The following is a 23,736-nucleotide window of genomic DNA, read 5'->3' as shown; positions in this document are numbered from 1 at the left end:
CATCGCCCCCGATGACTCCCCACGCGACCGCGGCCGACGCCGCCCCCCGAGCCCGGCGGACCCGTCCCGCGGCCCGTGCCGGCCGTCTGCTCGCGGTCGTCACGGTGCTCGCGACGGGCGTCCTGGCGGCCGGGTGCGGCGTCCGGCTGGACACGCCGCCGCCCACGGAGCCCTCCCCCGACACGGTCGAGGTGCTCCGCTCCGGGGCGGTCGACGACGCGCTCGCGGTCGCCGCGCTGGTGGCGGACGTCACGCCGCGCGTGACCGACCCGGCCGCGCTCGCGGTGCTCGGCGAGGCCGCCGCGTTCGCCGAGCAGCACGTCGACGCGCTCGGCGGGGTCTACGACTCGGGCCTCGAGGACCCCGCGGAGCCCGAGGGCGACGTCGCGGGCGAGGCCGGAACCGACGCCCCGGGGACCGGTACCGCCGCCCCGGGCGCGGACGGGACGACGTCCGACCCCGGGACCACGGGGACGAGCACGGACGCGGCGGGCACGCCCGCCCCCGGCACCGCGACGACGGACGACGTCGTCACCGCGCTCGTGGGCGCGGCCGGGCGCACGGGCGCGGCGGCCGACGCCTCGCCGGACGCCCGGCTCGCGCGGCTCCTCGCGTCGGTCGCCGCCTCGGAGCACGTCTCGGCTCAGCGGCTCGCCGCGGCCACGGGCTCGACGGCCGCGGCAGGCCTCGCCGATCCGCCGCCCGTCGACGAGGCGCCCGGCGGGGTCGGCGCCGCGGACCTCGCGACGCTCGTCGAGGCGGAGGACGCGGCCGGGTACGGCTACGAGGTGCGCGCCGCGCAGTCGGAGGGCGACGTGCGCACCGCCGCGGTCGCGCGCGCCGCACAGCACCGCGCCCGCGCGCAAGGCTGGGCCCTCGCCGCGGGCACCGACGGGACGCCGCAGGACCCGCGTCGCGTCGCCTACGCGCTGCCCGACGGCACGGACACGGCCGCGCTCGCGCGCCAGGTCGAGTCGGGGCTCGCGCAGACGTACGCGAGCCTCGTCGCCGCGGCGGCCCCGACGTCCCGGACCGAGGCCGTCGCGCTCCTCGCGGACGCGTGGGCGAGCGCCGTCGCGTGGGGCGAGGCGCCCGTCGCGTTCCCGGGCCTGCCGGAGCAGACGGCAGGCTGAACGCGCCCGGCTCGCACGCACGGGCGCGACGCCGGCTCCCGCGGGCGCCCTGGTGCACCGACGACCCCGCGCAGCGCGCACCGGAGCGCCACACCGCACGGCCGTGAGCGCAGCAGAGCGCCCCGGCCCGGAGGTCCGGACCGGGGCGCCCCGAGGCTGCGCGGACGGTCAGCCGAGGAGCTCGGCGACCCGGCCCGCGACGTGCTCGACGGCGTCCTCGACGGCGACCTGCGCCGCCTCGCCCGCGCGCGGGCGGACCTCGACGACGCCGTCGGCCAGGCCGCGGCCCACGACGAGCAGGAGCGGCACGCCGAGGAGCTCGGCGTCCTTGAACTTCACGCCGGGCGAGACCTTGGGCCGGTCGTCGTAGATCACCTCGACGCCCCGGCCGGCGAGCTCGGTCGCGAGGCGCTCGGCCTCCTCGAACACGCTCGCGTCCTTGCCCGTGGCGACGACGTGCACCTGCGCGGGCGCGACGTGCGCGGGCCACGCGAGCCCGGCGTCGTCGTGGTTCGCCTCCGCGAGCGCCGCGAGGACGCGCGTGACGCCGATCCCGTAGGAGCCCATCGTCACGACGACCTGCTTGCCGTTCTCGTCGAGCACCGTGAGGCCGAGGGCCTGGGCGTACTTGCGGCCGAGCGCGAAGATGTGGCCGATCTCGATGCCGCGCGCGAGCTCGAGCGGGCCCGAGCCGTCGGGCGCGAGGTCGCCCGCGCGCACCTCCGCGGCCTCGACCGTGCCGTCGGCGGCGAAGTCGCGCTCGGCGACGAGGTCGAACACGTGGCGGCCGGGCGCGTTCGCGCCGGTGATCCAGCGCGTGCCGGCGACGACGCGCGGGTCGAGCAAGTAGCGCACCGAGTGCCGCTCGGGGGTCTCCCCCGCCGACGCGTCGGACGCGTCGCCGTCCGCGGGTGCCTCGCGGCGCGCGTTCGGGCCGAGCACCTGCGGGCCGATGTAGCCCTTGACGAGCTCGGGGTGGGCGGCGAAGTCGGCGTCCGTGGCCGGCTCGACCTCGGCGGGCTCGAACGCCGCGCCCACGCGCTTGAGGTCGACCTCGCGGTCGCCCGGCAGCCCGACGACGACGACCTCGCGGCGGCCGTCCGGGTGCGTCAGGGCGAGCACGACGTTCTTCAGCGTGTCGGCCGCCGTCCACGCGCGGTCCTCGCGGGGGTAGCGCGCGTTCGCGAGCTCGACCAGCGAGGCGATGGTGGGGGTGTCGGGCGTGTCCTCGACGTGCGCGGCCGGGGCGTCGGCGTAGTCGACCGCCTCGGGCACCGGCGTGACGACAGCCTCGACGTTCGCGGCGTAGCCCCCGGGCGAGCGCACGAACGTGTCCTCGCCGATCGCGGTCGGGGTGAGGAACTCCTCGGAGCGCGACCCGCCCATCGCGCCGGACGTGGCCGCGACGATGACGTACTCGAGCCCGAGCCGGTCGAAGATGCGCCGGTAGGCCGCGCGCTGCGCCTCGTACGAGCGCTCGAGGCCCTCGTCCGTCGTGTCGAACGAGTACGCGTCCTTCATGACGAACTCGCGCCCGCGGATGAGGCCCGCGCGGGGACGCGCCTCGTCGCGGTACTTCGTCTGGATCTGGTAGATCGTCAGCGGCAGGTCCTTGTACGACGAGTACAGGTCCTTGACGAGGAGCGTGAACATCTCCTCGTGGGTGGGCGCGAGGAGGTAGTCCCCGTCCTTGCGGTCCTTGAGACGGAAGATGTTCGGCCCGTACTCCGTCCAGCGGCCCGTCGCCTCGTACGGCTCCTTGGGCAGCAGCGCCGGGAAGTGCACCTCCTGCGCGCCCGCGGCCGCCATCTCCTCGCGGACCACGTCCTCGACCTTGCGCAGCACGCGCAGGCCGAGCGGGAGCCAGGTGTAGATGCCGGGGGCGGCGCGACGGATGTAGCCCGCCCGCACGAGGAGCCGGTGGCTCGCGACCTCGGCGTCGGCCGGGTCCTCGCGCAGCGTCCGGACGAACAGGGTGGACAGGCGCAGGAGGTCGGCGCCCCGGACGCGGGTGGAGGCCGCGGCGGGCGCGCCGGACGTGACGGAAGACATGCGCCCCACCCTACCGGCGGGGAGGATGTCCCCATGCCCGAGCTGCCCGAGGTCGAGGCCCTCGCCCGGTTCCTCGACGACCGCGCGACCGGTCGCACCGTCGTGGCCGCGGACGTCGCGCAGATCGCCGCGCTCAAGACGTTCGACCCGCCGGTCTCGGCCCTGGTGGGGCGGGTCGTCACGGGCGCCCGACGGCACGGCAAGTGGCTCGACCTCGTGCTCGCCGAGACCGGCGTCGGGACCGGCGTGCCCGGGCCCGACGCCGAGGTCCACCTCGTGTTCCACCTCGCCCGGGGCGGGTGGCTGCGCTGGTCCGAGAAGGCCCCGACGACGCCCGTCCGCCCGCGCCTCGGCGGCAGCGGTGGCGGGAAGGCCGCGGTGCTCGCGCTGCGCGTGCGGTTCGACGACGGCTCCGGGTTCGACCTCACGGAGGCCGGGACGCGCAAGCGGCTCGCGGTGCACGTCGTGCGGCACCCGGAGGAGGTCCGGGCGATCGAGACGCTGGGCGTGGAGCCGCTCGACCCGGCCTTCACGCCCGAGGCGCTCGGGGCGCTCATGGCGGCGCGCAACCAGCAGGTGAAGGGGCTGCTGCGCGACCAGTCGTCGATCGCCGGGATCGGGAACGCCTACTCCGACGACATCCTGCACGCGGCGCGCACGAGCCCGTTCAAGCTCACGCGCTCGTTCACGCCCGACGAGGTCGCGCGCGTGCACGCCGCCGTGGGCGAGGTGCTCGCCGAGGCCGTGGCGGCGGCGTCGGGCAAGCCGGCCGCCGAGCTCAAGGACGCGAAGCGCGCGGGGATGCGCGTGCACGGGCGCACGGGTCTGCCCTGTCCCGTGTGCGGCGACACCGTGCGCGAGGTCAGCTTCGCCGACCGCAGCCTCCAGTACTGCCCGACGTGCCAGACCGGGGGCCAGGTCCTCGCCGACCGGCGGATGTCGCGCCTGCTCAAGTGAGGACCCGCCGGGCGGGGCGCGCCCTGCGGGGCGGCGCCGTCAGAACAGCACGGTCGCGTAGGTCCCGACCTGCTCGAACCCGACCCGGCGGTACGTCGCGAGCGCGGCCGCGTTGTAGTCATTGACGTACAGCGAGACCACGGGAGGCGCCGCACCGCGCGCCGCGTCCGCGGGCCCGGGCTCGCGCGCGAGACGCACGACGGCGGCCATCCCCGGAGCGGCGATCCCCTGCCCGCGGTACCGCGGGTCGACCCACACGCCCTGCACCTGCGCGACGCGCGGCGTCACCGCACCGAGCTCCGCCTTGAAGACCACGTGCGGCGAGCGGCCGGGCTCCGCGGCCATGCGGACGAAGGACCGGCCCGCGAGCACGAGCGAGCGGACGCGCTCCTCGTACGCGCGGCCCCCGCCCTCGACCGGCGAGTAGCCGACCTCCTCGGTGAACATGCGCACGCACGCGGGCAGCACCACGGGGACCTCCGCCGGGACGGAGCGGCGCACGTGCGGGTCGGGCTCGACGTCCGGGTCGCGGTCGATCGCGAGCGACGGCTGGTTCGCCCGGATCTCGCGCGGCGCCGGCCAGTGCGGGGCGAGCAGGTCCCACAGCGCCAGGACGGCGTCGCGCTCGCCCACGACCGACGACGACCGCCGCCCCGCGTGCCGCGCGAGCGCGGCGAACGCCGCGACCGCCGTGCGGGCGCGGTCGGCGTCGAGCGACGCCGGGACGACCGGCACGAGGTTCGCCCCGGCCCAGCACACCGCCTCGAGCGGACCGACGGCGGGGAAGCCCCACGCCTGGCCGCCCGCGGCGTGCAGGCCGGCGTGCTGCGCGACGGCGAGCCGCGCCGCCGCGAGCGTCGACGCGACCGGGTCGCCCGCGCACACCGCGAGCGCCTCGGGGACGTCCGCGTCGGAGAGCACGCGGGCCCGCTCGGCCGCGTCGTCGCCCGACCCGGCGCGCGCCCGTGGCCGCAGTGCCGGGACGGACGGGCGCCAGCGGCTCACGAGGGCGTCAGCCGACCGTGACGACCGGCGGGCCGGCCTGCGCGTCGTTCTCCGGCGTCATGGTCTCCGCGATGCGCAGCGCCTCCTCGATGAGGGTCTCGACGATGAGCGACTCGGGGACCGTCTTGACGACCTCGCCCTTGACGAAGATCTGCCCCTTGCCGTTGCCCGACGCGACGCCGAGGTCCGCCTCGCGCGCCTCGCCCGGGCCGTTGACGACGCAGCCCATGACGGCGACGCGCAGGGGCACCTCCATGCCCTCGAGCCCGGCCGTGACCTTCTCCGCGAGCGTGTACACGTCCACCTGGGCGCGGCCGCACGACGGGCAGGAGACGATCTCGAGCTTGCGGGGGCGCAGGTTGAGCGCCTGGAGGATCTGGTTGCCGACCTTGACCTCCTCGACCGGGGGCGCGGACAGCGAGACGCGGATCGTGTCGCCGATGCCCTTGCTCAGCAGCGCGCCGAACGCCGTGGCCGACTTGATCGTGCCCTGGAACGCGGGGCCGGCCTCGGTCACGCCGAGGTGCAGCGGCCAGTCCCCCGCCTCCGCGAGCAGCTCGTACGCGCGCACCATGACGACCGGGTCGTTGTGCTTCACCGAGATCTTGAAGTCGTGGAAGCCGTGCTCCTCGAACAGCGACGCCTCCCACACGGCCGACTCGACCAGCGCCTCGGGCGTCGCCTTGCCGTACTTCGCGAGCAGGCGGGGGTCGAGGGAGCCGGCGTTCACGCCGATGCGCAGGGACACGCCCGCGTCGGACGCCGCCTTCGCGATCTCCTTGACCTGGTCGTCGAACTTGCGGATGTTGCCCGGGTTCACGCGCACCGCGGCGCACCCCGCGTCGATCGCGGCGAACACGTACTTGGGCTGGAAGTGGATGTCGGCGATCACCGGGATCTGCGACTTCTTCGCGATCGCCGGCAGCGCGAGCGCGTCGTCCGCGCTCGGCACCGCGACGCGCACGATGTCGCAGCCCGACGCCGTGAGCTCCGCGATCTGCTGGAGGGTGGCGTTGATGTCCGTCGTCGGCGTCGTCGTCATGGACTGGACGCTGATCGGCGCGTCGCCGCCGACGTCCACCTTGCCGACCTTGATCTTGCGGCTCTTGCGGCGCGGCGCGAGGACCGGCGGCGGCGCGGCAGGCATTCCGAGACTGATGGGTACGCTCACGCCCCTAGTATCCCCCGGCGAGCGTCGAACGGGGCACCGCCGGGTGTCCGGGACGTCACCTTTCCGCGCGGTCCCGCACATCTTCGCGGCACCTCCACGCACGCCTCCCGGTGGCGCAGCGGCCTCGGGCGACGCGCCGGGCTACGTGAGGCGGACGGGGTCGATGATGTCGGCGAGGATCAGCAGGGCGCCGACGCCGACGAGGACCACGAACATCACGTACGCGACCGGCATCATGCGCGCCAGGTCGGCCGGTCCCGGGCGCGGGCGACCGCGGACGCGCGCGACGGTGCGCTTGGCCCCCTCGTAGAGCGCGTTGACCACGTGCCCGCCGTCGAGCGGCAGGAGCGGGATGAGGTTGAAGACGAACAGCGCGACGTTCAGCGCGGCGAGCAGCAGGAGCATGGTCACCACGCGGTCGAGCACCGGGCTCTCCGCGCCCGCGACGTCCACCGCGACCCGGCCGACCCCGACGACGCTCATCACGGAGTCCTGCCCGCGGGGCGCGTCGGTGAACGCGGCCTGGGCGGCCTCGTAGACCTTGACCGGCAGGGTGACGATGATGCCCGCCGTGCCGCTCACCTGCTGCCACGTGGCCTCCGCGGCCACGCCGATCCCGGCGGGCGTGCGCTCGACGGTCGGCGCGAACCCGACGAACCCGGCGGGCTTCGTGACGGGCTCGCCGTCGTCGTCGACGACAGGCGTGCCGTCCTCGGCGACGACCTGGCGCTCCACGTCGACCGGCGTGATGGTGAGGTCGACCTGCTCGCCGTCGCGCTCGACGACGACCGGCGTGGCCTGCCCGGCGGCGCCCCGGATCATGCCGGAGAGCTGGTCCCACGAGGTGACGTCCTCGCCGTCGAACGCCACGATCGTGTCGCCCGGCTGGAGCCCCGCGGCGGCGGCCGGCGAGGGGTCGGCGTCGGCGGCGCACTCCTGCTCCTCGCCCGTCACGGCGGACGGGACGCACGCGTTCACCGAGCCGACCGTGGTGGTGACCGCGGGCAGGCCGATGCCGACGCACACGATCGCCATGAGGACGAACGCGATGAGGAGGTTCATGAAGGGGCCGCCGAGCATGACGACGACCTTCTTGGGCGCGGAGAGGTTGTAGAACGCGCGGTGCTCCTCGCCCGGCCGGATCTCCTCCGTGCTGGCGTCCCGCGCGTCGGCCACGACCTGGGAGAAGAACCCGCTGCCGCGGGGGCGGGCGCCCGCGGGTGCGGGCGGGTACATGCCCACGAGGCGCACGTAGCCGCCGAGCGGGATCGCCTTGAGGCCGTACTCGGTCTCGCCCTTGGTGCGCGACCACAGGGTCGGGCCGAAGCCGACCATGTACTGGCTCACGCGGACGCCGAACTTCTTCGCGGGCACCATGTGCCCGACCTCGTGCAGCGCGATCGAGACGACGATCCCGACCACGATCACCAGGATGCCGATCAGCGTGGCCATCGTTCCCTCTGCTCCCTCTCGACGTCCAGGGCGGTCGTCCCGCCCCGACGGTTGCTCGTCACCGGCGGTCCAGCAGCTCGTGGGCTCGCGCGCGCGCCCAGGTCTCCGCCTCCGCCACGTGCTCCAACGTCAGCGCGTCCGCGGGGGTTCCGTCGTGCGCCGCGAGCACGCGCTCGACCGTCGCCACGATGTCACCGAAACCTGCGCGTCCGCTGAGGAACGCCGCGACGGCCTCCTCGTTCGCCGCGTTGTACACCGCCGGGTGCGTGGCGCTCGCCGCCACGGCCGCACGCGCGAGGTTCACCGCGGGGAACGCCGCGTCGTCGAGCGGCTCGAACGTCCACGACGTCGCGGCGGACCAGTCGCACGGCGGCGTCACGGGGTCGAGCCGGTCGGGCCACGACAGCCCGAGCGCGATGGGCAGGCGCATGTCCGGCGGCGACGCCTGCGCGATCGTCGAGCCGTCGACGAACTCGACCATGGAGTGCACGACGGACTGCGGGTGCACGACGACCGTGATGTCGTCGGCCGGGACGTCGAAGAGCAGGTGCGCCTCGATGAGCTCGAGGCCCTTGTTCATGAGGCTCGCGGAGTTCACGGTGACGACCGGACCCATGGCCCAGGTGGGGTGCGCGAGCGCCTGGTCGACGGTCGCGGCCTTGACCGCGTCGGCCTCCCAGCCGCGGAACGGGCCGCCCGAGGCGGTGAGGATCAGCCGGCGCACCTCCGGTCGCGTCCCCGACCGCAGGCACTGGGCGATGGCCGAGTGCTCGGAGTCCACCGGGACGATCTGGTCCGGGCGCTGCTGGGCCGCGCGGACGAGCGCTCCCCCGGCGACGAGCGACTCCTTGTTCGCGAGGGCGAGCGTCGACCCGGCGCGCAGCGCGGCGAGCGTCGGGCCGAGGCCCACCGACCCCGTGACCCCGTTGAGGACGACGTCGCTCCCCCGCGCCGCGAGCTCGGCCGCGGCATCGGGTCCGGCGAGCACCTCGGGGACCTCCTCGCGACCGGCGCAGGCCGCCGACAGCGCCTCGGCCAGGGCCGCCGCACGGGTCGCGTCCGCCACGCCGACCGCGCGCACGCCCAGGTCGGCGGCCTGGCGCGCCAGCAGGTCCACGTCGCCCCCGCCCGCCGAGAGCGCCTCGACCCGGAACCGGTCGGGGTGGGACCGGACGACGTCGATCGCCTGCGTGCCGATCGACCCGGTCGAGCCGAGGATCGTCACGGTGCGCGGGGTGGGTGCAGGTCCGTCGGGCATGGTTCCCATCCTTCCAGGCCGCGGGCGGTGCGTGGCACCGCACCGGGTCGTCGTCCGGTCAGCGCGGTGCCGTCCACTCGAGCGTGTACCGGAAGAACAGCCGACGGCGCACGCGCGCTCCCGGCAGCAGCGCCCGGGCCGCGCGGGCGACCTCGTCCACGGTGTGCCGCGGGTCCCGGACGGGCATGCCCGGGGCGTCGGGGCCAGAGTCCTCGGGCCGGGCGCGGCGGGGGTGCTTCACGAGGCCCACGAGCGGGTTGAGCAGCGCGGACGCGACGTCGACGGCGAGGTCCCGGGGCGTGGCGACCCGGGCGAGCCCCACGACCAGCAGACGGCCGCCCGGTGCGAGGAGGCCCCGCGCGTGCCGGAGCGCCTCGTCGAGCTCGAGGTGGTGCAGCACCGCGACCATCGTCACCGCGTCGTACCCGCGGTGCCACAGGGAACCGGCCCCCGGCCCGGGCGTCCCGCCCGGCGAGCGGACGTCGTCGGGCGAGCGGACGTCGTCGGGCGAGCGGACGTCGTCGGGCGAGCGGACGTCGTCGGGCGAGCGGACGTCGTCGAACCGGAGCCGGCACACCGTCACGGCGGGGTCCGCAGCGTGCCGTGCCCGGGCCTGGGCGACCATGCCCGCGTCGGCGTCGATCCCGTGCACCTCGGCGACCCGGGCCCGCAGCCGGCCCAGGAGCACGCCGGCGCCGCAGCCGACGTCCAGCACGACGCGGGCGTCGTGCGGCACGCGCCGCACGACCCAGCCGTGGAAGTGCTCGTTGTGGTTCCAGGGGTGGCGGGCGTTGAACGCCGCGAGCGACGCGACCGCGCGGCGCAGCGGACGGATCGACGTCGCCCGGGGATCGAGGCTCACGCGGTGGGGCGTCGTCACTCGACGCCGAGCAGCACCTCGATGGCGCGCGCGAAGAACGCGTCGACCGGACCCTCCGCGTAGCCGTCGCGCCCGCGCGCCCGGCCGAACGTCGCGGACCGGATCTCGGCCGCCGTGATCGGGACCTGGCGGTCGAAGTAGGCGACGAGCCGGTCGCACAGGTCGTCGACGTCGTCGATGTCGTAGGCCGGCTTGCCGCGCTCCGCGAGCGCGAACTTCTCGCCGTCGGGGCGACCGAGGCGCCCGTAGAGCGTCCGCGCGCGCTCGGCGAGCGCGTTCATCCACGCCTGCTGCCCGTGCGCCGCGACGTACTCGGCCCGCTGGCGCGCGATGAACGCGCCCTCGAGCCTGTCGAGGGCGGCGTCGACCTCGTGCGTGTCGTAGCCGCCACGGACCAGGTCGAAGACCGACGCCTGGATCTCCGTGCTCGTGAGCCGCTCCGACACCCGGCCCTCGTAGACGTCACGAGCGTGCTCGAAGAAGTCGTCGACCTCCTCGGGGTCGTACCCGTTCCGGGTCTTCGACACCGTGGTGAACAGCGAACTCACTCGTCCTCCTCTGCAGCGAGCTGCCCGCAGGCGCCGTCGATGTCGCTGCCGCGGGTGTCACGGATCGTCGTCGGGATCCCGTGACCGCGCAATCGTGCCACGAACTCCGCCTCGACGGCAGGGTCGCTGGCCGTCCAGATCGATCCGGGCGTCGGGTTGAGCGGGATCGGGTTGACGTGGACCCAGCCGCGGCCGCGCGCGTTGAGCTTCTCGCCCAGGAGGTCGGCGCGCCACGCGTGGTCGTTCATGTCCTTGATGAGCGCGTACTCGATGCTCACGCGGCGGCCCGTGACCTCGAAGTAGTGCCGGGCCGCGTCGAGCGTCTCGTCGACGCTCCACCGGGTGTTGATCGGCACGAGCTCGCTGCGCAGGTCGTCGTCCGGGGCGTGCAGCGACAGCGCGAGGGTCACCGGGATCCCCTCGTCGGCGAGCTTGCGCATCGCAGGCACGAGCCCGACCGTCGACACCGTGATGTTGCGGGCGGACATCCCGAGCCCGTCGGGCGCGGGGGCGACCAGACGGCGCACCGTGCCCATGACGGCCTTGTAGTTCGCGAGCGGCTCGCCCATGCCCATGAACACGAGGTTGTTGAGGCGCGTCGGGCCGCCGGGGATCTCGCCGTCCGCGAGCGACCGGGCCGCGGAGCGCACCTGCTCGACGATCTCCGCGACCGAGAGGTTGCGCGTCAGGCCGAGCTGCCCCGTCGCGCAGAACGGGCACGCCATGCCGCAGCCCGCCTGGCTCGACACGCACAGGGTCGAGCGCTGCGGGTAGCGCATGAGGACCGACTCGACCTTGGCGCCGTCGAAGAGGTGCCACAGCGTCTTCACGGTCGTGCCGCCGTCGGCCTCCATGCGCCGCGCCGCCGTGAGGAGCGGCGGGAAGAGCGCCTCGGCGAGCACGTCGCGCGTCGCCTTCGGCAGGTCCGTCATCGCCTCGGGGTCGCGCGTGAGGTGCGCGTAGTAGTGCGTCGCGAGCTGCTTGGCGCGGAACGGCTTCTCGCCGAGCTCGACGACGACTTCCCGCACCTCCTCGGGCGCGAGGTCGGCGAAGTGGCGCGGCGGCTTGCCGCGGCGCGGGGCCGACATGACGAGCGGCAGCGGCTTCGACTCCGCGGACGGGCGGACGGAACGGACGGTCATGAGGAGGTCCAAGCGTGGGGGGCGGTGCGGACGGGTGCGCCGCGCCGTGAGCCGGGCCGTCAGACGGCCAGGGCGAGCAGCACGTACACGAACGGGGCGGTGAGGAGCATGGAGTCGAGCCGGTCGAGGATGCCTCCGTGGCCGGGCAGGACCGACCCCATGTCCTTCAATTCTAGGTCCCGCTTGATCATGGACTCGGCGAGGTCGCCGATCGTCGCCGTGAGCGGGGCCAGGACGCCCAGCGCGACGCCGAGCAGCGGGCTCGCGCCGAGGCCCACCACCGCGCCGACGACCCCGACGGCGGTCGCCAGGACGAACGACCCGGCGAGCCCCTCCCACGACTTCTTGGGGCTGACGGACGGGGCGAGCGGGTGCCGCCCGAACAGGACGCCCGCGACGTACCCGCCGACGTCGTTCGCCACCGCGAGCAGGATGAAGAGCAGGACCCGCACCCGACCGTCCGGCGCGGCGAGCATGAGCATGACGAAGCCCGCCATGAACGGCAGGTACGCCGCCGCGAAGGTCGCTGCGGCGGCGTCGCGCACGGCGGCCGTGCCCGACCCGTCGATCACGCGCCACACCACCGCCCCCGCCACGGTGAGCATGAAGGAGACCAGCAACGCCTCGGGCCCCGAGTAGTACGAGGAGACGAGGATGCCGACCGTGCCCACGAGGAGCGGGAGCAGCGGGAGGTGCAGGTCGCGGCGCCGGAACGCCTGGGCGAGCTCCCACAGCGCCGCGCCCACTGCAACGGTTGCGAGCAGCACGAAGAGCTCGGGCCGGAAGGCGAGGCTGACCGCGACGAGCGCGAGCAGGCCGAGGCCCACCGCGATCGCCACGGGGAGGTTGCGGCCCGCCTTGGGTGCGCGCGCCGCGGTCGTGCCTTCGCCTGCGGCCGTCGAGGAGGTGTCGGTCATCGGTGCGGGGAGGAGCTCGCCGGACGAGGTGCTCAGACCTCGAGCAGCTCGCTCTCCTTGCCCGCGAGCAGCGCGTCGACCTGGTCGACGTGCGCCTTCGTGAGGACCTCGAGCTCCTTCTCGGCGCGCGCGACCTCGTCCTCGCCGGCCTCGCCGTCGCGCGCGATGCGGTCCAGCTCCTCCTTCGCCCGACGGCGGACGTTGCGGATCGCGACGCGCGAGTCCTCCGCCTTCGACTTCGCGAGCTTCACGAAGTCACGACGGCGCTCTTCCGTGAGGGCGGGCAGCACGACCCGGACGACGTTGCCGTCGTTCGAGGGGTTCACCCCGAGGTCGGAGTCGCGCAGCGCCTTCTCCACCGCGGTCATCGAGCTCTTGTCGAACGGGGAGACGAGGATCGTGCGCGCCTCGGTCACCGTGAAGGACGCGAGCTGCTGCAGCGGGGTCGGGGCGCCGTAGTAGTCGACCGTGATCTTGTTGAACATCGCGGCGTTCGCACGGCCCGTGCGGATCGCGGCGAAGTCCTCCTTGGCCACCTCGACGGCCTTGTCCATCTTCTCCTCGGCCTCGAGGAGGGTCTCGTCGATCACCAGTGCTCCTTCGTCGTTCGTCGTGGGTCGGTCCGTGCGGTCGTGGCCGGGATCACCGGCCTGGTCGCACCGGTGTCAGTCGGTCGTGACCAGTGTGCCAATATTCTCGCCGACCAGGGCGCGTGTGACGTTCCCCGGCTCGCTCATGCCGAACACGCGCATGCGCACGTCGTTGTCCCGGCACAGGCTCAGCGCCGTCGCGTCCATGACCCCGAGGTCGTTGACGAGCGCGTCGGTGTACGTGAGGTGGTCGAGCTTGGTGGCCGACGGGTCCGTGCGCGGGTCCGCCGTGTAGACGCCGTCCACGCCGTTCTTGCCCATGAGGACCTCCTGGCAGTGCGTCTCGAGGGCGCGCTGCACGGAGACCGTGTCGGTCGAGAAGTACGGCATCCCGGCGCCGGCGCCGAAGATGACGACGCGGCCCTTCTCGAGGTGCCGGATCGCGCGCAGCGGGATGTACGGCTCGGCGACCTGGCCCATCGCGATGGCGGTCTGCACGCGCGTCTTCACCCCCGCCTGCTCGAGGAAGTCCTGGAGCGCGAGGCAGTTCATGACCGTGCCCAGCATGCCCATGTAGTCGGCACGTGCGCGGTCGAGCCCGCGCTGGGAGAGCTCCGCCCCGCGGAAGAAGTTGCCGCCACCGACCACGATGGCGACCTGGACGCCCTGCTCGACCGCGGCCGCGATCTCCTGGGCGACGCGCTGGACGACGTCGGGCGCGAGGCCGATCTGCCCGCCGCCGAACGTCTCGCCCGACAGCTTGAGGAGCACCCGCCGGTGCTCGGTCCCCGTCCGGGGCTCGGTCTGCTCGCCTGCCGTCACTGTCGACACCTGTCCTTCGTCCTGGCCCGGTGGGGCGGGGTGGTCCTGCTCCGCCGTCGTCCACCTGATGGTGCGGCACGTCGGCGGTCGTCGCGCGCCCGGGCCGGGCCCGGGTGCGCGGTCGGCCCGGACCCGCCGTCCACGAGACGACGGGTCCGGGCCGACGGGGGCGTCAGGCGCCGACGCGGTAGCGCACGAACTCCGTGATGGTGCCGCCGGCCTCGGAGACGACCTGGCCGACCGTCTTCTTCGGGTCCTTCGCGAGCGGCTGGTCGACGAGGACGACGTCCTTGAAGAAGCCGTTGAGGCGACCCTCGACGATCTTCGGCAGCGCGGCCTCGGGCTTGCCCTCGTTGCGCGAGGTCTCCTCGGCGATGCGGCGCTCGTTCTCGACCGTCTCGGCCGGGACCTCGTCGCGCGAGAGGTACGTCGGGGACATCGCGGCGACGTGCTGCGCGACGTCCTTCGCGACGGCCTCGCCCGCGGCGTCCGTGGCGACGACGACGCCGATCGACGGCGGCAGGTCGCGCGCGGTGCGGTGGAGGTACGCGGTGACGCGCTCGCCCGCGACGCGGGTCACGCGGCGCAGGACGATCTTCTCGCCGAGCGTCGCGGCCTGGTTGTCGATGACCTGCTGGACGGTCTCGCCGTCCGCGTCCGCGGCGAGCGCCGCGTCCGCGTCGCGCGCGCCGGCCTCGGCCGCGGCCTTGAGCACGCGGTCCGCGAGGGAGATGAACGTGTCGTTCTTCGCGACGAAGTCCGTCTCGGAGTTGAGCTCGATGAGCGTCGCGACCTGGCCACCCTCGGTGTCGCGGATGTCGACGGCGACGAGGCCCTCGGAGGTCGAGCGGCCCTCGCGCTTGGCGACGCCCTTCAGACCCTTCACACGGATGATCTCGAGCGCCTTGTCCGCGTCGCCGCCCGCCTCGTCGAGAGCCTTCTTGACGTCGAGCATGCCGGCGCCGGTGCGCTCGCGCAGGGCCTTGATGTCAGCGGCGGTGTAGTTCGCCATGGTGGTTCCTCACTCGTGGTTCGTCACGGGTACTTCGTCACAAGCGACGTGCTGGCGGCACCGCGTGGGTGCCCGGTACGCCGGTGGTACGGCACGGGGTGCGCGACGGTCGCCCGTCGCGCACCCCGGGACGTCACTTGGTCTCGTCGGCCTCGGCGTCGGCGACCACGGCCTCGGCGTCCGCGACGACGGCAGCCTCGGCGGCGGCCTCCTCGACGACCTCGGCGGTGGCGTCACCCGGCTCCTCGGCGGCGACCTCGGCGGCAGCCTCGGCCACGCCCTCGGCCGCGGCGGCCTCGACGTTCGCCTCGGCGGCCTTCTCGTCCGCCTCGAGCTGCTGCTCGGCGCCGGCGAGGAGCTCGCGCTCCCACTCGGCCAGCGGCTCGGCGGAGGCGCCCGCCTCGGCCTCGGCGCCCGAACGGCCCGAGTGACGCTGGAGCAGACCCTCGGCGACGGCGTCCGCGATGACCCGCGTGAGCAGCGTCACGGAGCGGATCGCGTCGTCGTTGCCCGGGATCTTGTAGTCCACGACGTCCGGGTCGCAGTTCGTGTCGAGGATCGCGACGATCGGGATGTGGAGCTTGCGCGCCTCGTCGACCGCGAGGTGCTCCTTGTTCGTGTCGACGATCCACACGGCGGAGGGGACCTTCGCCATGTCGCGGATGCCGCCGAGCGTGCGGGCGAGCTTGTCCTTCTCGCGACGCAGGACGAGGAGCTCCTTCTTCGTGAGCGCCGAGCCGGCGACGTCGTCGAAGTCGATCTCCTCGAGCTCCTTGAGGCGCTGGAGACGCTTGTGCACCGTGGTGAAGTTGGTGAGCATGCCGCCGAGCCAGCGGTGGTTCACGTAGGGCATCCCGACGCGCGCGGCCTGCTCGGCCACGGGCTCCTGGGCCTGCTTCTTGGTGCCGACGAAGAGGATGGAGCCGCCGTGCGCGACGGTCTCCTTGACGAACTCGTACGCGCGGTCGATGTACGACAGCGACTGCTGGAGGTCGACGATGTAGATGCCGTTGCGCTCGGTGAAGATGAAACGCTTCATCTTCGGGTTCCAACGGCGGGTCTGGTGCCCGAAGTGGACACCGCTCTCGAGGAGCTGGCGCATGGTCACGACGGCCATGACACGTCCTTTCGCCGTGCGGCCCGGGATCCACCCGGTGCGCGCACGCTTCTGGCGGCCCCTCCCGTGGGACGGACCGCGGTGCGGTTGTCGGTGACGACCCTGGTGGTCGCACCCCTGGCGCCACCCGTGCCGACGCCTGCGACGCACCGTGGGCGGTGCGAGCAGGACCGACGCCGGACGCGGCCCCACCCCGACCCGGACGGACCGGGAGTCGAGGGCGAGGACGTGACGCGCGAAGTCGACCGGCTCCGTCCTCGGCCGAGGTGGTCCCTCGGGCCGGGCACGGCGAACGCGCCGGTCGCAGCGGCAAGTCTACCCGACGGCAGGGCCGACCACAGCCGCCGCCGTGCGCCGTCGTGCGCACCGCTCGTCCACAGCCGAGCCCGCCGCGTCCGCGCCCGTCGGCGTGACTCCGGCACCCTGAGCCCGTGACCCTCGACCGCGCTCGTCTCCCGTCCGCTCACCCGCCCGCCCGCCGTGCGGTCCGTCTCGCCGACCGGCCGTCCGGCCGCACGACCGATCACCTGCCCGGGCACCCGGCCGTCGGGCGGTCCGGCGGCACGACCACGCGTCCTGCCCGGGTCCGCGGCGCCGCCCTCGTGCTCGGCGCGCTCGTGGTCCTCGCCGCACCCGTGACAGGAGCGGCGTCGACTCCCGGGCCCGGGCAGGGAGCCGCGTCGCGCGGGTGGGTTCCCCCGCTCGACCGGGACGTCGCCGACCTGGGCGTGCTCGCGCCGTTCGACCCGCCCGAGCACGACTGGCTCCCGGGGCACCGCGGCGTCGACCTCGCGGCCGCCCCCGCGGAGACCGTCCGCTCCCCCGCCCCCGGCGTGGTCTCGTTCACCGGGCCCGTCGCGGGGCGCGACGTGGTCGTCGTCCTGCACGACGACGGGCTGCGCACCTCCCTCGAGCCCGTGACGGCGTCGGTCGGGCGCGGCGAGCGCGTGACGTCCGGGTCCGTGCTCGGCACGGTGCAGGCCGCGGAGAGCGCCGCGGGGAGCCACTGCGCCGCCACGTGCGTGCACTGGGGCGTGCGGCGCGGCGAGCGCTACCTCGACCCGCTGGCTCTCCTCGGCGACCGGCCGCCGATCGTGCTGCTGCCGCTCGGGGAGGGCTGACCGCGCGGGCTGCGGCGGTTCACGGCGGATCGCGCCAGATCAGGGCGGATCGCGCGTCCCGTCAGGCGCGCGGGAACGCCTGCTCGAACGAGGTGCGCAGCCGCTCCGCGGTCACGTGCGTGTAGCGCTGCGTCGTCGCGAGCGAGGAGTGCCCGAGGATCTCCTGCACGCTGCGCAGGTCCGAGCCCCCGGCGAGGAGGTGCGTCGCGGCGCTGTGCCGCAGGTCGTGAGGGGCGACGTCGTCGACGCCCGCCGCCGCGGCGAGGCGGTGCACCGCCTCGCGGACCTGCCGCTGCCCCCAGCGTCCCCCGCGGTCGCCCAGCAGGAGCGCGGGGCCCGAGCGCGCGGTGACGAGGGCGGGCCGGCCCACGTCGAGCCAGCGGGTCACCGCGCGCGCCGCCGGCACGCCGAACGGCACGACGCGCTCCTTGTCGCCCTTCCCGAGCACGCGCACCACGCGCTGCGCGAGGTCCACGTCGTCGACGTCGACCCCCGCGAGCTCGCCGACTCGGATCCCTGCCCCGTAGAGGAGCTCGACGGCGGCCCACTCGCGCAACCGGGCCGGCTCACCCTCGACGGCGGCCTCGCGCGCGTCGTCGAGCAGGCGCGCCGCCGCGTCGACCGCGAGGACGGTCGGCAGGGTGCGGGGCACGCGCGGGCTCGCGAGCCGCGCCCCCGGGTCGGAGTCGACACGCCCCGTACGCCGCGCCCAGTCGAAGAACGCCCGCGCCGCCGCGCCGCGCCGGGCGAGGGTCGCCCGGGCCAGCCCGCGCTCCGACTGCGTCGTGAGCCACGCACGCAGCGCGGCGAGGTCGACGTCGCGCGGTGCCGCCGCGCCGTGGCGGACGGCGTGCCGCAGCAACGACTCGACGTCGCCGGTGTAGGCGCGGACCGTGTGCGCCGACGTCCCCTGCGCCACCTCGAGGTGCACCGCGAAGTCCGCGAGCGCCGCACGCATCGCCTCGGGCAGCGCGACGGCGGGTTCCGCGACGCGCTCGTCCGCGGGGTGCTCCTCGGAGGTGTCTGCTCGTGTCACGCCCCCAGTCTCGCGCGCGGCGAGCCCTGGCCCGGGGAGGCGCTCCGCTCTGCTCGCCGCTCAGGGCCCACGCACGCTCAGCGCACCTCGCACGGCCCATGACTCATGGCTCACGCACGCGCCGCCAGCCGACGGGCGACCGCTCGGCGAGCCCCCGGGCCTCGAGCCTCCCTAGCGCACCGACCACGTCCGCCACGGCAAGACCCGCGGCGCGGGCCATCGCCTCGGTCGAGGCTCCCGCACGCAGCGGGAGCGCGTCCCACGTGCGCGTCTCGACGGGGTCCAGGTCGTCGTACGGGGCGTCGTGGGGTGCTCGCCACGAGGTCGCGGCGGGCGCGGCGGGTGCCGCGTCGCGCGCGAGGTCGCCCGCGAGCTCGACGACCTCGTCCGCGTCGGTGACGCACACCGCCACGCCGTCGCGCAGGAGCCGGTGGCACCCGGTCGACGCCATCGACGTCACGGGGCCCGGCACGGCACCGACCGGACGGGAGAGCTCCGCGGCGCGCGACGCCGTGCTCAGCGAGCCCGAGCGCCAGGCCGCCTCCACGACGACCGTCGCCCGCGCGAACGCCGCGATGAGCCGGTTGCGCAGCAGGAACCGCACCCGGCTCGGGACGGACCCGGGCGGGACCTCCGAGACGACCGCGCCGCCCGACTCGACGACCGAGCGGAGCAGCTCGACGTTCCCGGCCGGGTAGAACCGGTCCACGCCCCCCGCGAGGAACGCGACCGTCGGTCCACCCGAGAGGATCGCCGCCCGGTGCGCCGCCGCGTCGATCCCGTACGCGCCCCCGGACACGACGGTGAACCCTCGCGCCGCGAGGCCTGCTGCGATCTCGCCCGTCACGTGGCGGCCGTAGTCGGTGCAGGCGCGGGCGCCGACCACCGCGACCGAGCGCGCCGCGAGGTCCTGCACCGCGGCGCTCCCCCGCACCCACAGCGCGAGCGGGCGGACGGGCCCGAGGTCGTCGAGGCCGGACGGCCACCGGTCGTCGCCCGGCACGACGAGCGTGCCGCCGAGGCGCTCGAGCACGCGCAGCTCACGGCGCGGGTCCAGCCCGTCGAGGCGGGGAGCCCAGCGCCCGACGGCCCGCAGGAGCCGCGCCACCGACCGGGCGCGCGGGTCGTGGTCCGTCACGCGTGCGTCGGTCGACCGTCCCACCGCGTCGCGCTCCGCCACGCGCCGGCCGGCCGACCGTGCCGCCGGGTCGGGCGCGTCCTCGCGGGCGCCGGGAGCGGGACCGAGCACGGGGACGCCCGTCGGCCCTTCGCATGCCGGAGAGGTACCGCCCGGCGCGCCGTCGTCGGCGAGCCGGACCAGCGCGCGGCGCGCGCCGGCCGGGTCACGAGCCGCCTCGTGGAGCCACTCGAGCGCCGGACCGGCGCCGAGCTGGTCGACGAGCGCGACCGCGACCTGGTCCCCCGGTTCCGCGACGCGCGACCACGCCGCGCGCGCGAGGCGCTCGTCGAGGACGTCGAACACCGGTCGTCCGTCCCCGGCCCCGCGGTCAGGCACGGTAGCCCCGAGTGCGCAGCGCGAGCCCGGTCCCGACGTCCGCCCGGGTGGGCGCGGCGCGCCCGGCGAGGTCCGCGACGGTCCAGGCGAGGCGCAGGACGCGGTCCGCGCCGCGCAGGCTGAGCGTGCCGCGGTCGAGCGCGCGGTCCACGTCGGCCAGGAGGCCCGCGTCGGGGCCGAGCTGCTCGCGCAGCCACGTGCCGGGCACCTCGCCGTTCGTGCGCCACGGCGTGCCGGCGAGCCGGGACGCGGCCGCCTCCCGGGCCGCGGCGACCCTGGCCGCGACGACCGCGCTCGGCTCGGGGGCGGCGGCTCGCGCGCGCTCGACCCGCGTCACCGGCCGGACCTCGACCTGCACGTCCACGCGGTCGAGGAGCGGGCCGGAGAGCCGACCGAAGTACCGTCGCTGTGCCACCGACGAGCACGTGCACTCGAGCCCCTTGCCGACGCCCTGGCCGCACGGGCACGGGTTGGCGGCGAGCACGAGCTGGAAGCGGGCGGGGTAGCGCGCCGTCCCGCCCGCCCGGTGGATGACGAGCTCGCCGTGCTCGAGCGGCTGGCGCAGCGTCTGGAGCACGCGCGCACCGAACTCGGGCGCCTCGTCGAGGAAGAGCACCCCCCGGTGCGCCCGCGACGCGGCCCCGGGTCGGGGCAGGCCGCTGCCCCCGCCGACGATGGCGGCGGGCGTCGCGGTGTGGTGCGGGTCCTCGTAGGGCGGGCGGTGGACAAGCCCCGCGCCCGGGTCGAACACCCCGGCCACCGAGTGGACGGCGGTGACCTCGACCGCCTCGCTCTCCGTGAGGTCCGGCAGGATCCCGGGAAGCCGTGACGCGAGCATCGTCTTGCCCGCGCCCGGCGCCCCGACGAGGAGCAGGTGGTGGCCGCCCGCGGCCGCCACCTCGAGCGCGTGCCGCGCCTCGTCCTGGCCGACGACCTCCGAGAGGTCCCCCGGACGGGCCACCGGCACGACGGGGCGCGGGACCACGACCGGCGCGGCCGACTCGTCCGCGCCCTCGAGCGACGCGCCGTGGAGCCGCGCGACGTCCGCGAGGCTCGCCGCCCCGACCACCCGCGCCCCGGGCACGAGGCGCGCCTCCGCCACGTCGGCCGCCGGCACCACGACGTCCGGGAACCCGGCCGCGACCGCGGCCGCCACGGCGGGCAGGACGCCGCGCACGGGCTGGAGCCGGCCGTCGAGGCCCAGCTCGCCGAGGTGCACGACGCCGTCCGCCGCACCCGCGGGCAGCACCTGGGCACCGGCGAGCAGTGCGACGGCGATCGCGACGTCGAAGCCCGTCCCGGACTTGGGCAACGCCGCCGGCGACAGGTTGATCGTGACCTTGCGCTGGGGCCACGCGATGCCCGACGACGTCACGGCCGCGCGCACGCGGTCGCGCGACTCGCTCAGCGCGGTGTCCGGCAGCCCGACGAGGACGAAGCCGGGGACGGACGCCGCGAGGTGGGCCTGCACCTCGACGACGTGGCCGGAGAGCCCGACGAGCGCGACCGCGCGCGTGGTCCCGAGCCCCATCAGGCGCTCACCCCGACGAGGTGCTCGACCCGTGCCGCGCCGGCGCGCGCCACGAGGACCGCGACGACGTCGATCCGGACCGACCGGGCGCGGACGTCGTGCGTCGCGAGCCACTCCCCCGTGAGCCGGCGCAGACGGCCGAGCTTCGCGGGCGTGACGGCCTGCGCCGGGTGCCCGAACCCCGTGCCGCGCCGGGTCTTGACCTCGACGGCCACGAGCACGTCGCCGTCGAGCGCGACGACGTCGAGCTCGCCGCGCGTCCCGCGCCAGTTGCGGTCGAGGAGCGTCCAGCCCGCCTCGACCAGGTGGGCCGCGGCCACCTTCTCCCCGTACCGCCCGACGGCGTCGTTCGCTCCCATGGGCTCACCTCCGCGGCCCACCATGGGGCACGGCGCGGGAGCGGCGCCAGGGGCGCCGGGCGGCCTGTGGGACCGCCGTCAGCCAGTGGTCCTGTGCACGGCCACAAACGGCGTCAGAGCTGGAGCTCGGCCTTCGCGAGCTCCTCGACGTTGACGTCCTTGAACGTCACGACGCGCACGGACTTCACGAACCGCGCGGAGCGGTACACGTCCCAGACCCACGCGTCGGCGAGCCGCAGCTCGAAGTAGACCTCACCGGCGGCGGAACGCACCTGCAGGTCGACCTGGTTCGCCAGGTAGAAGCGGCGTTCGGTCTCCACCACGTACGAGAACAGGCCCACCACGTCGCGGTACTCGCGGTACAGCGCGAGCTCCATCTCGGTCTCGTAGTTCTCCAGGTCTTCGGCGCTCACGGCTCCATCATGGACCATCGGCGGCCACCGGACCGGACGGAGGACACCGGTCAGCTCGTCGGCAGACCGGCCTCGGGGTCGAGCTCGAGCACGTCGACCGGGTCGCCGTACGCCGGGACGCCGATGCCCTCGTCACCGCGCTCGGGCAGGCGCCAGGACCGCCGGTGCTGCGGCGTCGGGCCGTGCTCGCGCAGGGCCTCGACGTGCGCCGCCGCCCCGTAGCCCTTGTTCTGGTCCCACCCGAAGGCGGGGTACTGGCGCGCCAGGCTCGTCATGAGGCCGTCGCGCTCGGTCTTCGCGAGCACGCTCGCGGCGGCGACCGACGCGCACTGCAGGTCCGCCTTGACGAGCGTGCGCACGCGCGGGTCGACGAGCCGGACGTCGTCGTGCGGGTCGAGGTCGAACGCCTCGAAGAGGTCCACCGCCGAGGGGCGGCTCAGCCAGTCGTGCTTGCCGTCGAGCAGGACCGCGTCGACGTCGCCGACCGTCCGGCGCACCTGGGCGAGCGCACGGCGGCCCGCGAGCCGCAGCGCGCCCACGATCCCGTGCGCGTCGATCTCGGCCGGACCCGCGTGGCCCACCGCCCACGCGACGCACCACGACCGCGCGAGGGGCACGAGCGCCTCGCGCGCCGCCGCGGTGAGGAGCTTCGAGTCCGTGAGCCCGGGCGGGCACGGCTTCGTCGCGAGGTCGACGACCACGACCCCGACCGACACCGGCCCGGCGAGCGCGCCGCGACCGACCTCGTCCATCCCGGCGACGAGCCGCGCGCCGTCGCGCAGCATGGCGCGCTCCTGGCGCAGGTCCGGCCGACGACGCGCGGGTGCCCGGCGCGCCGGTGCCCGCGCGGGCTCCGGACGCGCGACGGCGTCGAGCGTCACGGCTCCACCTCGGGGACGTCGGCGAACACGTCGCCGGGGTTACGCAGCAGACCGACGTGCGACAGCGGCCACACCTTGACGAACGCCGTCCCCACGACGTTGCTCATCGGCACGAACCCGCCTCCGGGCTTGCCCGTGTTGTAGCGCGAGTCCAGGGAGTTCTGCCGGTTGTCGCCCATGACGAACAGCATGTCGGCGGGGACCGTGCGGTCGAACGCGTCCTGGCTGGGGATCGACCCCGGCTTGATGTACGTCTCGTCGATCGGCACGTCGTTGACGCTCACGCGGCCCTCGGCGTCGCAGCACACGACGTGGTCGCCCGGCACGCCGATGACGCGCTTGATGAGGTGCTCCCCCGTGTCCTGCGGCAGGAGGCCGACGAACGTCAGCGCCGCACGGACCGCCTCGGACACCGCGCTCTGGTCCTGGGGCTCCTGCGGCGGCAGCCAGCCGCCCGGGTCCTTGAACACGACGACGTCGCCCCGGTGCACGTCGAACGCGCCGGGCACGAGGCGGGACACCATCACGCGGTCGCCCTCGACGAGCGTGTCCTCCATCGAGGCGCTCGGGATGAAGAACGCCTGGACGAGGAACGTCTTGATGAGCAGGGACAGCACCAGCGCGCTGACCACGATGATCGCGGTCTCGCGCAGCAGCGAGGACCTGCGCGGGCGCTCGCGCGGGGCGACCTCGTCCCCTTCGGCCGCGAGGTGCTGGCCGTGCGGGGGGCGCCCGTCGTCCTCGGGGCCGAGCGCCGCGCGCTCGGTGCCGGCGTCGGGGTGCGGGCCGCGGGGCGGGGCGCTGTCGGTCACGCGTTCACAAT

Annotated in this window: 23 protein-coding genes; 3 read left to right on the top strand and 20 right to left on the bottom strand. The window is 75.2% G+C overall.

Translation table 11 applies throughout. The annotated features are described in order from the left end of the window. Positions 1-11: 11 nt before the first annotated feature. Entirely contained in the window at positions 12-1,133 is a 1,122-nt protein-coding gene (locus tag RSE42_RS07740) for a DUF4439 domain-containing protein (RefSeq protein ID WP_170982094.1), read from the top strand. Between the two features lie 168 nt (positions 1,134-1,301). Here RSE42_RS07740 and RSE42_RS07735 read toward each other — a convergent pair whose 3' ends face one another. Next, positions 1,302-3,185 carry a proline--tRNA ligase gene (locus RSE42_RS07735; protein WP_051876593.1) on the bottom strand — a complete coding sequence of 628 codons (1,884 nt, stop codon included), beginning with the start codon at positions 3,183-3,185 and terminating at the stop codon, positions 1,302-1,304. A 33-nt stretch (positions 3,186-3,218) separates the two neighbouring features. On the opposite strand from RSE42_RS07735, the gene RSE42_RS07730 reads away from it, so the two are divergent. Further along, the gene (locus RSE42_RS07730; protein WP_034652473.1) at positions 3,219-4,142 is read left to right on the top strand and encodes an Fpg/Nei family DNA glycosylase; all 924 of its coding nucleotides are present in this window, start codon (positions 3,219-3,221) and stop codon (positions 4,140-4,142) included. 39 nt (positions 4,143-4,181) lie between these two features. Here RSE42_RS07730 and RSE42_RS07725 read toward each other — a convergent pair whose 3' ends face one another. The 12 genes from RSE42_RS07725 to rpsB all read right to left on the bottom strand — a co-directional run bounded on the left by RSE42_RS07725 (position 4,182) and on the right by rpsB (position 16,056). After that, positions 4,182-5,147 carry a DUF4081 domain-containing GNAT family N-acetyltransferase gene (locus RSE42_RS07725; protein WP_083712006.1) on the bottom strand — a complete coding sequence of 322 codons (966 nt, stop codon included), beginning with the start codon at positions 5,145-5,147 and terminating at the stop codon, positions 4,182-4,184. 7 nt (positions 5,148-5,154) lie between these two features. Further along, positions 5,155-6,294, bottom strand: coding sequence for a flavodoxin-dependent (E)-4-hydroxy-3-methylbut-2-enyl-diphosphate synthase (gene ispG / locus RSE42_RS07720; protein ID WP_021482273.1), 1,140 nt, complete (start codon positions 6,292-6,294; stop codon positions 5,155-5,157). Positions 6,295-6,459: 165 nt separating this feature from the next. Further along, the gene (locus RSE42_RS07715) at positions 6,460-7,770 is read right to left on the bottom strand and encodes a M50 family metallopeptidase (RefSeq protein WP_415298469.1); all 1,311 of its coding nucleotides are present in this window, start codon (positions 7,768-7,770) and stop codon (positions 6,460-6,462) included. A 58-nt stretch (positions 7,771-7,828) separates the two neighbouring features. Then, positions 7,829-9,028 (bottom strand): 1-deoxy-D-xylulose-5-phosphate reductoisomerase, encoded by a 1,200-nt coding sequence (dxr, locus tag RSE42_RS07710; protein ID WP_086151338.1) that lies wholly within the window; start codon positions 9,026-9,028, stop codon positions 7,829-7,831. A 58-nt stretch (positions 9,029-9,086) separates the two neighbouring features. Then, a complete protein-coding gene (locus RSE42_RS07705) occupies positions 9,087-9,890 on the bottom strand; it encodes a class I SAM-dependent methyltransferase (protein ID WP_415298467.1) in 804 nt (267 codons plus the stop codon). A gap of 14 nt (positions 9,891-9,904) precedes the next feature. After that, positions 9,905-10,456 (bottom strand): DivIVA domain-containing protein, encoded by a 552-nt coding sequence (locus RSE42_RS07700; protein ID WP_021482018.1) that lies wholly within the window; start codon positions 10,454-10,456, stop codon positions 9,905-9,907. Then, the gene (gene rlmN, locus RSE42_RS07695; protein ID WP_043653265.1) at positions 10,453-11,544 is read right to left on the bottom strand and encodes a 23S rRNA (adenine(2503)-C(2))-methyltransferase RlmN; all 1,092 of its coding nucleotides are present in this window, start codon (positions 11,542-11,544) and stop codon (positions 10,453-10,455) included. The genes RSE42_RS07700 and rlmN overlap by 4 nt, the downstream gene beginning before the upstream one ends. 113 nt (positions 11,545-11,657) lie before the next feature. Continuing rightward, on the bottom strand, positions 11,658-12,515 hold the full coding sequence (locus tag RSE42_RS07690) for a phosphatidate cytidylyltransferase (RefSeq protein WP_415298465.1): 858 nt from the start codon (positions 12,513-12,515) through the stop codon (positions 11,658-11,660). A gap of 32 nt (positions 12,516-12,547) precedes the next feature. Further along, on the bottom strand, positions 12,548-13,105 hold the full coding sequence (frr, locus tag RSE42_RS07685) for a ribosome recycling factor (protein WP_021482015.1): 558 nt from the start codon (positions 13,103-13,105) through the stop codon (positions 12,548-12,550). A 75-nt stretch (positions 13,106-13,180) separates the two neighbouring features. Then, on the bottom strand, positions 13,181-13,936 hold the full coding sequence (pyrH, locus tag RSE42_RS07680; RefSeq protein WP_031315725.1) for a UMP kinase: 756 nt from the start codon (positions 13,934-13,936) through the stop codon (positions 13,181-13,183). Between the two features lie 163 nt (positions 13,937-14,099). Further along, positions 14,100-14,939: a translation elongation factor Ts gene (gene tsf, locus RSE42_RS07675; RefSeq protein ID WP_034652463.1), complete on the bottom strand. Its 840-nt coding sequence runs from the start codon at positions 14,937-14,939 to the stop codon at positions 14,100-14,102. A gap of 133 nt (positions 14,940-15,072) precedes the next feature. Further along, the gene (rpsB, locus tag RSE42_RS07670; RefSeq protein WP_034652460.1) at positions 15,073-16,056 is read right to left on the bottom strand and encodes a 30S ribosomal protein S2; all 984 of its coding nucleotides are present in this window, start codon (positions 16,054-16,056) and stop codon (positions 15,073-15,075) included. A gap of 431 nt (positions 16,057-16,487) precedes the next feature. On the opposite strand from rpsB, the gene RSE42_RS07665 reads away from it, so the two are divergent. Beyond that, the gene (locus RSE42_RS07665) at positions 16,488-17,177 is read left to right on the top strand and encodes a murein hydrolase activator EnvC family protein (protein ID WP_255438105.1); all 690 of its coding nucleotides are present in this window, start codon (positions 16,488-16,490) and stop codon (positions 17,175-17,177) included. A 61-nt stretch (positions 17,178-17,238) separates the two neighbouring features. Here the strand turns inward: RSE42_RS07665 and RSE42_RS07660 are convergent, their stop codons facing one another. The 7 genes from RSE42_RS07660 to lepB all read right to left on the bottom strand — a co-directional run bounded on the left by RSE42_RS07660 (position 17,239) and on the right by lepB (position 23,725). Continuing rightward, positions 17,239-18,135: a tyrosine recombinase XerC gene (locus tag RSE42_RS07660; protein WP_415298848.1), complete on the bottom strand. Its 897-nt coding sequence runs from the start codon at positions 18,133-18,135 to the stop codon at positions 17,239-17,241. A 181-nt stretch (positions 18,136-18,316) separates the two neighbouring features. Beyond that, positions 18,317-19,696 (bottom strand): DNA-processing protein DprA, encoded by a 1,380-nt coding sequence (dprA, locus tag RSE42_RS07655; RefSeq protein WP_144722808.1) that lies wholly within the window; start codon positions 19,694-19,696, stop codon positions 18,317-18,319. Positions 19,697-19,721: 25 nt separating this feature from the next. Continuing rightward, positions 19,722-21,260 carry a YifB family Mg chelatase-like AAA ATPase gene (locus RSE42_RS07650; RefSeq protein WP_137280300.1) on the bottom strand — a complete coding sequence of 513 codons (1,539 nt, stop codon included), beginning with the start codon at positions 21,258-21,260 and terminating at the stop codon, positions 19,722-19,724. Continuing rightward, positions 21,260-21,619: a YraN family protein gene (locus RSE42_RS07645; protein ID WP_021483325.1), complete on the bottom strand. Its 360-nt coding sequence runs from the start codon at positions 21,617-21,619 to the stop codon at positions 21,260-21,262. Before RSE42_RS07645 ends, RSE42_RS07650 begins: the two co-directional genes overlap by 1 nt. A gap of 113 nt (positions 21,620-21,732) precedes the next feature. Beyond that, on the bottom strand, positions 21,733-22,032 hold the full coding sequence (locus RSE42_RS07640; protein WP_024840525.1) for a DUF2469 domain-containing protein: 300 nt from the start codon (positions 22,030-22,032) through the stop codon (positions 21,733-21,735). Between the two features lie 50 nt (positions 22,033-22,082). Beyond that, positions 22,083-22,913: a ribonuclease HII gene (locus tag RSE42_RS07635; protein ID WP_369824901.1), complete on the bottom strand. Its 831-nt coding sequence runs from the start codon at positions 22,911-22,913 to the stop codon at positions 22,083-22,085. Continuing rightward, the gene (gene lepB / locus RSE42_RS07630; protein ID WP_170982093.1) at positions 22,910-23,725 is read right to left on the bottom strand and encodes a signal peptidase I; all 816 of its coding nucleotides are present in this window, start codon (positions 23,723-23,725) and stop codon (positions 22,910-22,912) included. The genes RSE42_RS07635 and lepB overlap by 4 nt, the downstream gene beginning before the upstream one ends. Positions 23,726-23,736 lie beyond the last annotated feature (11 nt).

The sequence above is a fragment of the Cellulosimicrobium sp. SJTW-1 genome (assembly GCF_047716875.1).
Taxonomy (GTDB): Bacteria; Actinomycetota; Actinomycetes; order Actinomycetales; family Cellulomonadaceae; genus Cellulosimicrobium; species Cellulosimicrobium funkei.
The sequence above is the reverse complement of the archived record's forward strand: the minus strand, read 5'-3'. Positions and strand labels throughout refer to the sequence as shown.